This window comes from Vibrio sp. 2132-1 (assembly GCF_033344315.1).
This window is the reverse complement of sequence record NZ_JAWPON010000704.1, coordinates 1-556: the sequence shown is the minus strand read 5'-3', so window position 1 is coordinate 556 and position 556 is coordinate 1. Positions and strand designations below refer to the sequence as shown.

1 protein-coding gene is annotated in these 556 nt (G+C 48.7%); it reads right to left on the bottom strand.

The window, feature by feature from the left end:
* Positions 1-556 (bottom strand): cytochrome c-type biogenesis CcmF C-terminal domain-containing protein (locus tag R8N47_RS27495; RefSeq protein WP_318186399.1); only part of this gene is annotated, 556 nt, incomplete at both ends.

The following is a 556-nucleotide window of genomic DNA, read 5'->3' as shown; positions in this document are numbered from 1 at the left end:
CAACGGATAAGAGGACCGATACCTAGCAAGAAGGCAAACGGCATCATCAGCCATGCAAATAGCATATCGAAGAATGGGGCACCGATAGAAACCGAGCCCAAACCAAGCTGCTTGTGAACCAATGGCAACAACGTACCAACTAAGACAACTACAAGTGCAGCAATCAGCAAGACGTTATTGGCCAGAAGTGCGTTTTCGCGCGACACTAAATCAAAGTTACCACGAACACGTACCGCCGCACCTTTCACCGCGAATAGCAGTAAAGAGCCACCGATAACGAAGACAAGGAAACCAAGGATAAACATACCGCGAGAAGGATCGGACGCAAACGCGTGTACCGACACCAAAATGCCCGAACGAACTAAGAAAGTACCTAACAAACTCAACGAGAATGCAGAGATCGCTAGCAATACTGTCCAAGCTTTAAATGTACCGCGTTTTTCCGTCACTGCTAGCGAGTGCATAAGTGCAGTACCTGCTAGCCAAGGCATAAAGGATGCATTTTCTACTGGATCCCAGAACCACCAGCCGCCCCAGCCAAGTTCGTAATAAGCCC